Genomic DNA, 12313 nt, shown 5'->3' with positions numbered 1-12313 from the left:
GGGAGGAATTTTGATGAAACTTCGCACGCTCACCCTGGGTCTGTTGTCGGCCAGCACCCTCGCGTTCGCCGCGCATGCCGAATCCATCACCATCGCCACCGTCAACAATGGCGATATGGTCCGCATGCAGACGCTGACCGACGATTTCACCGCCAAGAACCCCGATATCCAGCTGCAGTGGGTCACGCTCGAGGAGAACGTGCTGCGCGAGCGCGTCACCACCGACATCGCCACCAAGGGCGGCCAGTACGACGTGATGACCATCGGCACTTACGAAGTTCCGATCTGGGCCAAGCAGAGCTGGCTGCTGCCGCTCGACAAGCTCGGCGACGACTATGACGTCAAGGACATCATCCCGGCCATTGCCGGTGGCCTGTCGGTCGATGGCACGCTTTATGCAGCACCGTTCTATGGCGAAAGCTCGTTCGTCATGTACCGCAAGGACCTGATGGAGAAGGCCGGGCTGACGATGCCCGACGCGCCGACCTGGGACTTCGTCAAGCAAGCCGCCGAGAAGATGACCGATCGCGCCAATGGCGTGAACGGCGTCTGCCTGCGCGGCAAGGCCGGCTGGGGCGAGAACATGGCCTTCCTGACCGCCATGTCGAACTCCTTCGGCGCACGCTGGTTCGATGAGAACTGGAAGCCGCAGTTCGACCAACCCGAGTGGAAGAACACGCTGCAGTTCTATGTCGACCTGATGAAGGCCAATGGCCCGGAGGGCGCATCTTCGAACGGCTTCAACGAAAACCTGGCGCTGTTCCAGCAGGGCAAGTGCGGCATGTGGATCGACGCCACCGTCGCCGCCTCCTTCGTCTCCGACCCGAAGAACTCAACTGTCGCCGACAAGGTCGGTTATGCGCTGGCGCCCGACAATGGCCTGGGCAAGCGCGGCAACTGGCTGTGGGCGTGGTCGCTGGCCATTCCCGCCGGCACGCAAAAGGCTGACGCCGCCCAAAAATTCGTATCCTGGGCAACCAGCAAGGCCTATCTCGAGCTCGTCGCATCGAAGGAAGGCTGGGCCAATGTTCCGCCGGGAACACGCACCTCGCTCTACGCCAACCCCGAGTACCAGAAGGCGGCGCCGTTCGCCAAGATGACGCTGGACTCGATCAACGCCGCCGATCCGACGCATCCGACCGTCAAGCCGGTGCCCTATGTCGGTGTCCAGTTCGTTGCCATCCCCGAGTTCCAGGGCCTTGGCACCACCGTCGGCCAGCTGTTTTCGGCGGCACTCGCCGGCCAGACCAGCGTCGACGACGCTCTGAAGCAGGCCCAGGACGCCGCCACCGCAACGATGACCGAGGGCGGTTATATCCAGTAGGCTCCTCCCGGTGCCGAACGCCGGTTGCCCATCTTGACCGGCTGGGGCCGCCCTAATCCCAGTTCGGGCGGCCCACCTTCACAACACTGAAAAAATTTGGCTGACCTTTGAAGGGTGACCGTCATGGCTACTCAGCAGACCCGTTCGCTTGCCCGCTTCATGATGGCGCCATCCGTGGTGCTGCTGTTCGTCTGGATGATCGTTCCGCTGGCATTCACCCTGTGGTTCTCCTTCCAGCAGTACAATCCGCTCAACCCGATCCGCGACGGCTTCGTCGGCTTCTCGAACTACGCGCTTTTCTATTCCAACCCGGCATTCCTGCAGTCGATCCTCAACACGCTTATACTGGTTGGCAGCGTACTTCTGATTACGGTGATCGGCGGCATCCTGCTGGCGCTGCTGATCGATCAGCCGATGTGGGGACAGGGCATCGTCCGCATCCTCGTCATCTCGCCGTTCTTCGTCATGCCGCCGGTCGCCGCGCTGGTGTGGAAGAACATGATCATGCATCCGCAATACGGCGTCTTTGCCGACATTGCGCGTTTCTTCGGCGGGCAGCCGATCGACTGGTTTGGCCAATACCCGATGCTGGCGATCATCATCATCGTCGCCTGGCAATGGCTGCCGTTTGCGACATTGATCCTGTTGACGTCCCTGCAGTCACTCGACGGCGAGCAGAAGGAAGCCGCCGAGATGGACGGCGCCGGTTTTGTCAGCCGCTTCATCTATCTGACGCTGCCGCATATGTCGCGCGCCATCACCGTCGTCATCCTGATCCAGACGATTTTCCTTCTGTCGGTCTATGCCGAGATTCTCGTCACCACCAATGGCGGCCCGGGTTACGCCTCCACCAACCTGCCCTTCCTCGTCTACCAGAAGGCGTTGCTGGAGTTCAAAATCGGCCAGGCATCCGCCGGCGGTATCATTGCCGTCATTTTAGCCAACATCGTCGCCTTCTTCGCCATGCGCGCGGTCGGCAAGAACCTGGACAAATAAGGGAGGAAACGATGGCACGTGCAGTCAGCACCAAGCACAAGACGATCGCGACCGCGGCCGCCTGGATCGTCGCCCTGCTGATCTTCTTCCCGATCCTTTATACGATCATCACCTCGTTCAAGTCGGAGCAGGAGGCCATCCAGGGCTTCAACCTGTTTCCGTCGGGAACCACGGAAAGCTACACCGCGGTCGAGGCGCAGAGCGGCTACTTCAAGTTCTTCCTCAACTCGGTGTTCCTGTCGGTCGGCTCGACCATCCTGGCCTTGCTCGTCGCCATACCGGCGGCCTGGTCGATGGCGTTCTCGCCGGGCAAGTGGACCAAGGACATCCTGATGTGGATGCTTTCCACCAAGATGATGCCGGCGGTTGCCGTGCTGTTCCCGATCTACCTGATCTTCCGCGATACCGGATTGCTCGACAGCCGCATCGGCCTGATGATCATGCTGATGCTGATCAACCTGCCGATCGTGGTGTGGATGCTCTACACCTATTTTCGCGAGATCCCCGGCGAGATCCTGGAAGCGGCGCGCATGGACGGCGCATCGCTCTGGAACGAGATCGTCTATGTGCTGACGCCGATGGCGGTGCCGGGCATCGCCTCGACGATGCTGCTCAACATCATCCTGGCGTGGAACGAGGCGTTCTGGACGATCCGGCTGACCACCACCGAGGCCGCGCCGCTCACCGCCTTCATCAGTTCCTTCTCAAGCCCGCAAGGGCTGTTCTGGGCCAAGCTTTCGGCGGCCTCGACGCTGGCGATCGCGCCGATCCTGATCATGGGCTGGTTCAGCCAGAAGCAGCTGGTGCGCGGCCTGACGTTTGGCGCCGTGAAGTAACACCGCCGCAAGCGATGAACGACGGACAATAACCCCTCGGGGAGGAAACCATGGGAAACATCACGCTCAAGCACGTCTCCAAGTCGTTCGGGTCGACGATCATCATTCCGGGCATCGACCTGGTTATCGAAAACGGCGAGTTCGTCGTCTTCGTCGGCCCGTCGGGCTGCGGCAAGTCCACGCTGCTGCGACTGATCGCCGGGCTGGAGGACACCACCGCCGGTACCATCAACATCGACGGCCGCGACGTCACCGGCGAGGCGCCGGCCAAGCGCAAGCTGGCCATGGTGTTCCAGTCCTATGCGCTCTACCCGCACATGACGGTGGCCAAGAACATCGCCTTCCCGCTGAAGATGGCGGGCGAGGACCAGGCGACTATCGACAGGAAGGTGAAGGACGCGGCGCGCATCCTGAACCTCACCAACTATCTCGATCGCCGCCCTGGCCAGCTCTCCGGCGGTCAGCGCCAGCGCGTCGCCATCGGCCGCGCCATCGTACGCCAGCCATCGGCTTTCCTGTTCGACGAACCTTTGTCCAATCTCGACGCGGCGCTGCGCGGCACCATGCGGCTGGAGATCAGCGAGCTGCATCATCAGCTCAAGACGACGATGATCTACGTCACCCACGACCAGGTCGAGGCGATGACCATGGCCGACAAGATCGTCGTGCTCAACGCCGGCAACATCGAACAGGTCGGCTCGCCGATGGAGCTCTACAAGACGCCGAAGAACCTGTTCGTCGCCGGCTTCATCGGTTCGCCCAGGATGAACCTGATCGAAGGCGCGCCGGCGGCCAAACATGGCGCCAAGACCGTCGGCATCCGTCCCGAGCATATGAACATCTCGACGACTTCAGGCGAATGGAAAGCCACGGTCGGTGTTGCCGAGCATCTCGGCTCCGACACGTTTCTGCACGTTCAGGCCGACGGTGTCGGGCCGCTGACAGTGCGCGCCGACGGCGAACTGGCCGCCCATCACGGCGACACGATCTATCTGACGCCGGACCAGACCAAGCTGCACCGCTTCGGCGCCGACGGAAAGGCGATGTTGCAATGAGGCTCGAGGGTAAATCGGCGCTGATCACCGGATCGGCGCGCGGCATCGGCCGGGCGTTCGCCGAAGCCTATGTTCGCGAGGGCGCCACCGTCGCCATCGGCGACATCAACCTCGAAGCCGCGGAAAAGGCCGCTTCGGAGATCGGTGGCAAGGCTTACGCCGTGAAACTGGACGTCACCGATCTCGCTTCGATCGAGGCGGCGATCAAAGCGGTCGAGACAGGGGCCGGCGGACTGGACATCCTGGTCAATAACGCCGCTTTGTTCGACCTGGCGCCGATCGTCGAGATCAGCAAGGCGAGCTACGACAGGCTGTTTTCGGTCAATGTCGCCGGCACGCTGTTCATGCTGCAGGCAGCCGCCCGCTCGATGATCGCGGCTGGCCGAGGCGGCAAGATCATCAACATGGCGAGCCAGGCCGGGCGCCGCGGCGAGGCGCTGGTTGCCGTCTACTGCGCTAGCAAGGCAGCCGTCATCTCACTCACCCAGTCGGCCGGCCTCGACCTGATCAAGCACCGCATCAACGTCAACGCCATCGCGCCCGGCGTCGTCGACGGCGAGCACTGGGACCATGTCGATGCCCTGTTCGCCAAATACGAAAACCGGCCGAAGGGCGAGAAGAAGCGGCTGGTCGGCGAAGCCGTGCCTTACGGCCGCATGGGCACGGCGCAAGACCTCACCGGCATGGCGGTGTTCCTGGCCAGCGATGACGCCGAATACATCGTCGCCCAGACCTACAATGTCGATGGCGGCCAGTGGATGAGTTGAACTTTCCTTCTCCCCTTGGGGGAGAAGGTGCCGAGTGAAACGAGGGCGGACGGGGGGTGTTCTGATGCAGCACTTCGTCCAGCACCCCTCAACCGTCTCGGCGCTGCGCGCCGATCCACCTTCTCCCACAAGGGGAGAAGGTCAGGCAGGCGCAGGCGCCGCAATGAGAAGGCGTTTGTTAAAATGACCGTAAAACTCTCATCGGCGGCACTGTCCCGCCTGCCGGAAAAAGTCGTCGGCCCGAAATATGATCGCGCCGCGCTCAAAGCCGGCATCGTGCATTTCGGCGTCGGCAACTTCCATCGCTCGCACCAGGCCGTCTATCTCGACGACCTGTTCAATGCGGGCGTCGGCCACGACTGGGCAATTGTCGGCGCCGGCGTTTTTGAGGGCGAAAAGGTCGGCCGCGGCAAGTTGCAGGAACAGGACTGGCTGACCACCGTGGTCGAGCAGGATTCTGGCCACATGAGCGCCCGCATCACCGGCGCCATGATCGACTTCCTGATGCCGGGCGATGCAGCCGCGATCTTAGAACGGCTTGCCGACCCGGCGATAAGGATCGTTTCGCTGACCATCACCGAGGGCGGCTACTTCATCGATCCGGCATCGGGCGTGTTCAATCCGACCCATCCCGATATCGTCGCCGACGCGCAGCCGGGAGCAATGCCGAAGACTATCTTCGGCATCATTCTTGCCGGGCTGTTGCGCCGCCGCGACGACGGCATCGTGCCGTTCACGGTCATGTCCTGCGACAACATCCCCCACAACGGCCATGTCACCGCCGACGGCGTCATCGGGCTCGCGCGGCTGATCGACGAGAAACTGGCGACCTGGGTGAGCGAGAACGTCGCCTTTCCCAACGGCATGGTCGACCGCATCACGCCGGCCACAACCGACCGCGAGCGCGGCATTCTGTCGAGCGAGTTCGGGCTCGACGACAATTGGCCGGTATTTTGCGAGCCGTTCAGGCAATGGGTCCTGGAGGACCATTTCACCGACGGCCGCCCGCCGCTGGAAAAGGTCGGCGTGCAGTTCGTCAGCGATGTCGCACCCTACGAGCTGATGAAGATCCGCATCCTCAATGGCGGCCATGCGACCATCGCCTATCCGGCCGGGCTGATGGACATCCATTTCGTCGACGAGGCGATGCAGGAGCCGCTGGTGCGCGGTTTTCTCGAAAAACTGGAGCACGACGAGATCATCCCGACCGTGCCGCCGGTGCCGGGTACCGTGCTGGAGGACTATTACCAGCTCATCGAGCACCGCTTCTCCAATCCGAAGATCGGCGACACCATTCGCAGGCTTTGCCTCGACGGCTCCAACCGGCAGCCGAAATTCATCATCCCGACCATCGCCGACCGGCTGAAGGCCGGCAAGGGCGTGGCCGGCCTGGCGCTGGAATCGGCGCTCTGGTGCCGCTATTGCTTCGGCACCACGGATTCAGGCGCGGTCATCGAGCCCAATGATCCAAGCTGGGACCGGCTGCAGACGACCGCCAGGGCGGCAAAGGCTGCGCCTGCCGCCTGGCTGGCCATGGAGGACATCTATGGCGAGGTCGGCCGCTCGACGCCGTTCGTCGAGGCCTTTGCCAAGGCGCTCGAGGCGCTCTGGGCCGATGGCGCACGTACGACGCTGACGCGCTACCTCGCCGGCAACCTCTAAGATCGGCTCAATGCATGTCCCCGCCGATGAGGGCCCTGCAATGACGCCTGACCTGGTCATTTTCGACTGCGACGGCGTGCTGGTCGACAGCGAGGGGCTGTCCGTTTCGGCGCTGCTTGGCATGATCACGCTTGCCGGCGGCAGTGTCAGCGAGGATGCCGCCTATGAGCATTTCCTCGGCAAAAGCATGAAAAGCGTTCGCGAAATCCTCGGTCGCGACTTCGGACTTGATATCACCGACCTGCATCTGAGCGAGATGCGCGTCGGGCTGATGCGCAAATTTCGCGACGAGCTCAAGCCGATCCCCGGCATCGGCCAGGTTCTTCCGAAGCTTACCGTGCCATGCTGCGTTGCTTCCTCCGGCACGCTGGATCGCATCCGCTATGCGCTCGAGGTTACCGGGCTGCTCGGGCTGCTCGAGCCGCATCTGTTCAGCGCCGCCATGGTGGCGCGGGGCAAGCCGGCGCCGGACCTTTTTCTCCACGCAGCCGCCAAAATGGGAGCGATCCCGCAAAATTGCGTCGTCGTCGAGGACAGCCCCGTCGGCGTCGCGGCGGCACGGGCGGCGGGAATGCGCGTCCTCGCCTTCACCGGCGGCTCGCATGCCGGCAACCCGGCACTGAAAGCGCGGCTTGCGTCGAGTGAACCGGACTTTATATTCGCTGACATGCTGCAACTGCCCGATCTGATTGCAGGCCTGGGAGCGAGAGTAAGAACATCTTGACGAACAGTTTCGTTTGCGCGGTCGATGTCGGCACCGGGAGCGCCCGTGCGGGCATTCTCGACACCGGAGGCACCTTGCTCGGCCGCGCCGAGCATCCGATCGTCATGAACCGGCCGAAGGCCGATCACGCCGAGCACGATTCGCAGGATATCTGGTCGGCGGTCTGCATTGCGGTGCGCGCGGCCAATGAAAAAGCCGGCGTGGCAGCGCAGGACATCGTCGGCATCTCCTTCGACGCCACCTGCTCGCTGGTGGTGCGGGGCAAGGATGGTGGCCAGCTCAGTGTCTCGGTGACAGGCGAAAGGCGCTGGGACACCATCGTCTGGCTCGATCACCGCGCCATTGCCGAGGCCGATGAATGCACCGAAAGCGGCCACGCCGTGCTCGACTATATCGGCGGCGTCATGTCGCCGGAAATGGAGACGCCGAAGCTGATGTGGCTGAAGCGAAACCTGCCCGCAACATGGAACGACGCCGGCTATCTATTCGACCTCGCCGACTTTCTCAGTTGGAAGGCAACCGGTTCGCTTGCCCGCTCGCAATGCACGCTGACCGCCAAATGGACCTATCTGGCGCATGAAGAGACCGGCTGGCGGCGCGACTTCTTCAAAGCCGTCGGGCTCGGCGATCTTTTCGAGCATGGCAATCTGCCTGACAAGGCCAGCCCGGTGGGCGCCGATATCAGCCGGCTGAGCGCGCAAGCCGCGGCCGAGCTTGGCCTGAGCGAACAATGCCGGGTCGGCGCTGGCGTCATCGATGCCTATGCCGGCGCGCTCGGCGTGCTCGGCGGCTTCGCCGGCGATGAAACCAACATCGGCCGGCATCTGGCGCTGATCGCCGGCACTTCGAGCTGCGTCATGGCGATGTCGCCCGACCCGCAACCCTTTGCCGGGGTCTGGGGCCCGTATTATGGCGCGGCGCTTCCCCGGCTTTGGCTGTCGGAAGGCGGCCAATCGGCCACCGGCGCGCTGCTCGATCACATCATCCGCTGGCACGGCGCCGGCGGCGAGCCGGACGCCGCCATGCACGCCAGGATTGCCCGGCGCGTTGTCGAGTTGCGCGCCATAGAGGGCGAGAACCTGGCCGGAAGGCTGCATGTGCTGCCGGATTTCCATGGCAACCGCTCGCCGCTCGCGGACCCGCATGCCGTCGGCGTCATCAGCGGTCTGACGCTGGATTCCTCCTTCGACAGCCTGTGCAAGCTGTATTGGCGCACCGCCGTCAGCATTGCGCTGGGCGTGCGCCATGTGCTGGAAGCCCTGAACGAGAACGGCTATCTGATCGACACGCTGCATGTCACCGGCGGTCACACCAAGAACCCGCTGCTGATGGAGCTTTATGCCGACGCCACCGGCTGCACGGTGGTCGAGCCGCTGGCCGATGAGGCGGTGCTGCTCGGCACCGGCATGATCGCCGCCACCGCCGCCGGGCTTTTCCCCGATTTGAACGCCGCCTGCGTCGCCATGCAGCAAGGCGGCAAGACGCGAGAGCCAAATTCGGCGGCCGCCGGCCGGTTCGACCGCGACTACCGCGTGTTTTTGGAGATGCACCGGCAGCGGCAGGCGCTGGATGCGATCAGGTAGTCTCGAATGGCCTGCAATGCGTCTGCTATTTCTGATTCCATCGCCGGATAATTGGCTCGCCAAGGTCGTGCTCATAACCGAGCACGCTTGTGCTGGCGGTATCCAGCACGAACAAGGCGCCATCTTGCGGCGGCAGGCCGAGCCAGCGCGCCGCCAGCACCCGCAGAAAATGCGAGCTTGAAAACACCAGGACATTGCCGTTGACGTCGCGCAATTCATTGACGATCCGATCGGCCCTCGCGCCGACGTCGTCTGCCGCCTCGCCGTCAGGGCAGCCGTCGCGAAACAGGCGCCAGCCGGGGTGCTCGACGAGGATCTGCTTCGTGGTCAGTCCCTCGTAAGCGCCGTAATCCCATTCCGCCAGATCGGCCTTCTTCACGCCGGCCGAACCGAAGCCGGCCAGCGTACAGGTCTTGAAGGCCCGCTGCGACGGGCTCGACCAGACTGCCTGGAACGAAAGCCCCTGCAGCCGCTCGGCGAGCTCACGAGCGGCCTTCTCGCCGGCTGGCGTCAACGGTATGTCGGTCAGGCCGGTGTGCTTTCCCGACGCGCTCCATTCCGTCTCGCCATGTCGAACCAGATGGATTTCGGGAAACGCGCTCATCCGCATGCCTTTCGATTGAATCCGATGTGATGACCGCTCTTCAAATCGGCCAACGACGCGATCATAGCTGTAGCGGAATTGAGATTGTCCGCGGTCGGGCGCGAGATCATCGCGATTCCTGGCTCACTCTATTTGTACTCGAAGCGAAGTCGAGCAGCGAGAGAATGACGTAGTCGAGCAAGGCGTCTGTTCGATTGGTTAAGGATGAACGTCGTCTGATATGCTGATGAGCGCTGATGAGCTACCATTGATAGGCGGCTGTGTTCTGATAGCTGTTGCTGGCGCGGTGTGCCTGATAACATTGCGGCTCTCTTGCAGTGGTTGCGGACAAGGACAAGCAGGAAAGCTCCGATGACGCAACGGATACAGTTCTGCACGTCGCGGGACGGGGTTCGAATCGCCTTGGCGACGGCAGGCCACGGCCCGCCACTGGTGCGGGTCAACAACTGGTTCACGCACCTCGATATTGATTGGGAAAGCCCCGTCTGGCGGCATTGGCAAGAGACTCTCAGCGATCGACGTATGCTTGTCCGTTATGACCCGCGCGGGTCAGGCCTTTCGGACCGGGATGCGACCGACTTCTCGCTCGATGCCTGGGTAGCCGACCTGGAAGCGGTCGTCGATGCGCTCGGTTTGCATCGCTTTCCCATCATCGGGCTCTGTCAAGGTAGTCTGGTGGCGATTGCCTTTGCTGCGCGCCACCCCGAGCGTGTCACGCGGCTCGTCCTCTACAGCGGCTATCTACACGGCGCCTATGTCGACGGTGTGGGCGAGAAACTCGCCAAGCAGGCGCGGACGCTCTCGCAGATGATCGAGGTCGGATGGGGCCGTGAATCTGGAGCGTTCCGTGAAGTTTTTGCGAATCTTCTGATGCCGGACGGAGGCAAGGAGCAGCTCAAATGGATCGGTGAACTGCAGCGGCTAAGCGCGTCGCCTGAAACCGCATGCCGGCTGTGGAATGCCTTCCACGCATTCGACATTCGGGAAGAGGCACCCAAGATCACGATGCCGACGCTGGTCTTTCACGTTCGTGGCGACGGCATGGTACCGTTCGAGGCCGGCCGTAGCCTTGCTGCGATGATACCGAATGCCCGCTTCGTGTCGCTCGAAAGCAAGAACCACATCCTGCTGCCGCGCGAGAAGGCCTGGAGGAAGTTTCGGAAGGAACTCGACAATTTCCTTGATGCCGACGAGCCGATCAGTATGGCGCGGGGCAGCGAATTGTTCGACCTGACAGAGCGCGAAAAGGAACTGCTGGACCGCATCGCGCGCGGCCTGACCAATATCGAGATTGCACGAGGGCTGAACATCTCGGAAAAGACCGTGCGCAATCACATATCCAGCATCTTCTCCAAGCTTGGTGTCGAGCATCGTTCCCAGGCCATCGTGGCCGCGCGCAAGGCGGGATTTGGCCACGACTGAGCCGTTTTGGCTCGCCCACTGGGGCCGGCGCCCCAGAAAACCCGCCCCTTCTGGCAAAATAAGCAAGATCGGTAGGGCTCTCGCCCCATGACCGGGGCCCGTCGTTGCCCCATTTTTGCACCAGGATTGCAGAACTTGGGACACGGACCCATGAGCCAAACCTCAGCAGGCATCGTCAAGCAACGCCAGGATCCGCTTCGCGAGCGCTATCGCAGCGCTGCGGAAGAAGCCCTCATCACCGACCGCGCGAGAACGATTGATGATCGCGCAGATCCTTTCCACGGCAGCGTTGCTCTCGGGGAAGGAGATGGTTCGCCATGGCGGTTCGGTATTCATCGGGCGGTCGGCGGTTATCACGATCTGCCGAATCCGGGCGACATGCTGTGCGCCGCGCTCGCCGGCTGTCTCGATTCCACCCTTCGAATGGTTGCCGACCGGCTCGAGATTCGCCTTGAGTCGCTGGAGGTCGCCGTAAGCGCCGACGCCGACGTGCGAGGCGCGCTGCTCGTCGATCGCTCCGTTCCGGCAGGCTTCCAGCGCATAGGCTGCCGCGTGCGCTTGCAGCCGGCTTCTGATGCCGATCCCACGAAGCTGCAGGTGCTCTTCGCGGCGGCCGAACACAGTTGTGTCGTGCTGCGGACCCTGCGCCACGGCGTTCCGGTGCGAACGCGCATCGGAGCGCCCTTCGACGAGGTGGCAGGTTCGCCGCCCGATCGACCCGGTCAACACGATTCCACGTCGCCTCCCGCGTCCGCGCCCATGGACTGGCCTCATCATTCACAAGCAGATCATTGGGCGTCTTTGGCGCCGGACCAGCGCCCGAGAGGAGAAGCGTCATGACCACACTGCTTGTCCGAACCAATAAAAACAACCGCGCGAGCCCGCAAGTTTCGTTCGCCCCAGCAGAGCGCAGGCCGTTCCCGTGGCCTCATTGGCGGATGCGACGGCAGACGAGCACAGCAACAGGGGGTGGCTCATGACACCGCCACGGAGGCTTCACCGACCGCAGAATGAGTCGTGCGAACAAGTCCACGACGATCGAAAACGCCAACCCTGAAATGGAGGAACAGACTATGCCACTCGTCGACATTCACGTCATCCGAGACGTTTTCACGCCCGCCCAGAAGCACAAGCTGATCGAGAAGGTGACCGAAGCGATGGTCGCCGTCGAAGGCGAAAACATGCGCGGCGTCACCTGGGTCAAGATCAACGAAGTCGCAAGCGGCGACTGGGCGATCGGCGGAGAGATGCTGACGTCCGAAAAGGTCAAGGCCATCGCTGCCGGACGCGGTGCTGCGGCATAACCCGTGCCGGACCTGGTCCGATTGTCCAGATCAACG

At 62.8% G+C, this 12313-nt stretch carries 12 protein-coding genes; 11 read left to right on the top strand and 1 reads right to left on the bottom strand.

What is annotated here, in order from left to right; all coding sequences use genetic code 11:
• The first annotated feature begins 13 nt into the window (after positions 1-13).
• The 8 genes from AC0L3H_RS05785 (at position 14) to AC0L3H_RS05750 (ending at position 8947) form a co-directional block, all read left to right on the top strand.
• Positions 14-1324 carry an ABC transporter substrate-binding protein gene (locus AC0L3H_RS05785; protein WP_027152174.1) on the top strand — a complete coding sequence of 437 codons (1311 nt, stop codon included), beginning with the start codon at positions 14-16 and terminating at the stop codon, positions 1322-1324.
• A gap of 123 nt (positions 1325-1447) precedes the next feature.
• A complete protein-coding gene (locus tag AC0L3H_RS05780) occupies positions 1448-2320 on the top strand; it encodes a carbohydrate ABC transporter permease (RefSeq protein WP_473584789.1) in 873 nt (290 codons plus the stop codon).
• Positions 2321-2331: 11 nt separating this feature from the next.
• Entirely contained in the window at positions 2332-3156 is an 825-nt protein-coding gene (locus tag AC0L3H_RS05775; RefSeq protein ID WP_287200723.1) for a carbohydrate ABC transporter permease, read from the top strand.
• 50 nt (positions 3157-3206) lie between these two features.
• The gene (locus AC0L3H_RS05770; protein WP_091596290.1) at positions 3207-4211 is read left to right on the top strand and encodes an ABC transporter ATP-binding protein; all 1005 of its coding nucleotides are present in this window, start codon (positions 3207-3209) and stop codon (positions 4209-4211) included.
• Positions 4208-4978: an L-iditol 2-dehydrogenase gene (locus AC0L3H_RS05765; protein WP_473584788.1), complete on the top strand. Its 771-nt coding sequence runs from the start codon at positions 4208-4210 to the stop codon at positions 4976-4978. The genes AC0L3H_RS05770 and AC0L3H_RS05765 overlap by 4 nt, the downstream gene beginning before the upstream one ends.
• A 183-nt stretch (positions 4979-5161) precedes the next feature.
• Positions 5162-6640, top strand: coding sequence for a mannitol dehydrogenase family protein (locus tag AC0L3H_RS05760; RefSeq protein ID WP_473584787.1), 1479 nt, complete (start codon positions 5162-5164; stop codon positions 6638-6640).
• A 40-nt stretch (positions 6641-6680) separates the two neighbouring features.
• Complete coding sequence (locus AC0L3H_RS05755; RefSeq protein WP_473584786.1) at positions 6681-7364, top strand: HAD-IA family hydrolase; 684 nt, start codon at positions 6681-6683, stop codon at positions 7362-7364.
• Entirely contained in the window at positions 7361-8947 is a 1587-nt protein-coding gene (locus tag AC0L3H_RS05750; protein WP_473584785.1) for an FGGY-family carbohydrate kinase, read from the top strand. Before AC0L3H_RS05755 ends, AC0L3H_RS05750 begins: the two co-directional genes overlap by 4 nt.
• Positions 8948-8972: 25 nt before the next feature.
• Here AC0L3H_RS05750 and AC0L3H_RS05745 read toward each other — a convergent pair whose 3' ends face one another.
• Entirely contained in the window at positions 8973-9551 is a 579-nt protein-coding gene (locus tag AC0L3H_RS05745) for a histidine phosphatase family protein (protein WP_473584784.1), read from the bottom strand.
• Positions 9552-9902: 351 nt separating this feature from the next.
• Here AC0L3H_RS05745 and AC0L3H_RS05740 point away from each other — a divergent pair, with 351 nt between their 5' ends.
• The 3 genes from AC0L3H_RS05740 (at position 9903) to AC0L3H_RS05730 (ending at position 12277) form a co-directional block, all read left to right on the top strand.
• Positions 9903-10973: an alpha/beta fold hydrolase gene (locus AC0L3H_RS05740; RefSeq protein ID WP_473584783.1), complete on the top strand. Its 1071-nt coding sequence runs from the start codon at positions 9903-9905 to the stop codon at positions 10971-10973.
• 87 nt (positions 10974-11060) lie between these two features.
• On the top strand, positions 11061-11813 hold the full coding sequence (locus AC0L3H_RS05735; protein WP_473584782.1) for an OsmC family protein: 753 nt from the start codon (positions 11061-11063) through the stop codon (positions 11811-11813).
• Between the two features lie 233 nt (positions 11814-12046).
• A complete protein-coding gene (locus AC0L3H_RS05730; RefSeq protein ID WP_473507952.1) occupies positions 12047-12277 on the top strand; it encodes a tautomerase family protein in 231 nt (76 codons plus the stop codon).
• Positions 12278-12313: the final 36 nt, after the last annotated feature.

Source organism: Mesorhizobium sp. WSM4816, assembly GCF_055811535.1.
The sequence above is the reverse complement of the archived record's forward strand: the minus strand, read 5'-3'. Positions and strand labels throughout refer to the sequence as shown.

Coding starts and splice junctions, on each gene's coding strand:
- AC0L3H_RS05760 (WP_473584787.1), top strand. CDS start 5,162: ATGACCGTAAAACTCTCATCGGCGGCACTGTCCCGCCTGCCGGAAAAA.
- AC0L3H_RS05745 (WP_473584784.1), bottom strand. CDS start 9,551: ATGAGCGCGTTTCCCGAAATCCATCTGGTTCGACATGGCGAGACGGAA.
- AC0L3H_RS05770 (WP_091596290.1), top strand. CDS start 3,207: ATGGGAAACATCACGCTCAAGCACGTCTCCAAGTCGTTCGGGTCGACG.
- AC0L3H_RS05775 (WP_287200723.1), top strand. CDS start 2,332: ATGGCACGTGCAGTCAGCACCAAGCACAAGACGATCGCGACCGCGGCC.
- AC0L3H_RS05740 (WP_473584783.1), top strand. CDS start 9,903: ATGACGCAACGGATACAGTTCTGCACGTCGCGGGACGGGGTTCGAATC.
- AC0L3H_RS05755 (WP_473584786.1), top strand. CDS start 6,681: ATGACGCCTGACCTGGTCATTTTCGACTGCGACGGCGTGCTGGTCGAC.
- AC0L3H_RS05735 (WP_473584782.1), top strand. CDS start 11,061: ATGACCGGGGCCCGTCGTTGCCCCATTTTTGCACCAGGATTGCAGAAC.
- AC0L3H_RS05765 (WP_473584788.1), top strand. CDS start 4,208: ATGAGGCTCGAGGGTAAATCGGCGCTGATCACCGGATCGGCGCGCGGC.
- AC0L3H_RS05730 (WP_473507952.1), top strand. CDS start 12,047: ATGCCACTCGTCGACATTCACGTCATCCGAGACGTTTTCACGCCCGCC.
- AC0L3H_RS05785 (WP_027152174.1), top strand. CDS start 14: ATGAAACTTCGCACGCTCACCCTGGGTCTGTTGTCGGCCAGCACCCTC.
- AC0L3H_RS05780 (WP_473584789.1), top strand. CDS start 1,448: ATGGCTACTCAGCAGACCCGTTCGCTTGCCCGCTTCATGATGGCGCCA.